Genomic DNA, 1,150 nt, shown 5'->3' with positions numbered 1-1,150 from the left:
TGGCGTGGATGTGGGAACGCATTGACGCCGGCCTGAAGCAGGCGTTCCGGCAAGACCCGGCGGTCAGCGCCTTGCTGCCCGGGCTGGTGGCCCAGGTTGTGAGTGGCCGGCTTCCGCCATCCACAGCGGCAAGAAATCTGCTTGCAGCCCATTCAGGGCTTGTATAAGAAGCTACTAAATAGATAGCAGATAGTGTTTACAGCGCATTAAGAAAGCAAACCATGCAAGAAATCCTTGAACAACTCGAAAAAAAGCGCGCTGCGGCCCGCCTGGGCGGTGGCCAAAAGCGCATTGACGCGCAGCACGGAAAGGGCAAGCTGACGGCGCGCGAGCGGCTGGAGCTGCTGCTTGACGAAGGCACGTTCGAAGAATGGGACATGTTTGTTGAACACCGCTGTACCGACTTCGGGATGCAGGACAACAAGATTCCGGGCGATGGCGTGGTCACTGGCTACGGCATGATCAATGGCCGTCTGGTGTTCGTCTTCAGCCAGGATTTCACCGTGTTTGGCGGTGCTTTGTCTGAAGCCCATGCCGAAAAAATCTGCAAGGTCATGGACCAGGCCATGAAGGTCGGCGCCCCGGTGATTGGCCTGAACGATTCGGGCGGCGCCCGCATCCAGGAAGGCGTGGCCTCGCTCGGCGGCTATGCCGATGTGTTCCAGCGCAACGTGATGGCCAGCGGCGTGATTCCGCAGATCAGCATGATCATGGGGCCGTCAGCCGGCGGCGCGGTGTATTCGCCCGCCATGACCGACTTCATCTTCATGGTCAAGGACAGCAGCTACATGTTCGTGACCGGCCCCGAAGTGGTCAAGACCGTGACGCACGAGGAAGTCACGGCCGAGGAACTGGGCGGTGCCATCACACACACCACCCGCAGCGGCGTGGCCGATCTGGCGTTTGAAAACGATGTCGAAGCCCTCCTGATGCTGCGCAGGCTGTACAACTACCTGCCGCTGAACAACCGCGAAAAGGCGCCCGTGCGCCCCAGCGCCGACCCGGCTGGGCGCATGGACCTGAGCCTGGACACGCTGGTGCCCGAGAACCCGAACAAGCCCTACGACATGAAGGAGCTGATCGCCAAAACCGTGGACGATGGCGATTTCTTCGAAATTCAGCCCGAATACGCCAAGAACATCGTCATCGG

At 60.2% G+C, this 1,150-nt stretch carries 1 protein-coding gene and 1 pseudogene; both read left to right on the top strand.

The window, feature by feature from the left end:
- Positions 1-167, top strand: a pseudogene (locus Q8K05_RS01190) (methylmalonyl Co-A mutase-associated GTPase MeaB); the annotation flags it as partial.
- 54 nt (positions 168-221) lie between these two features.
- A partial coding sequence (locus tag Q8K05_RS01185) for an acyl-CoA carboxylase subunit beta (protein ID WP_305244724.1) occupies positions 222-1,150 on the top strand: 929 nt, incomplete at its 3' end.

Source organism: Polaromonas sp. (assembly GCF_030682935.1).
In the GTDB taxonomy this organism is placed as follows: Bacteria; Pseudomonadota; Gammaproteobacteria; order Burkholderiales; family Burkholderiaceae_C; genus Polaromonas.
The sequence above is the reverse complement of the archived record's forward strand: the minus strand, read 5'-3'. Positions and strand labels throughout refer to the sequence as shown.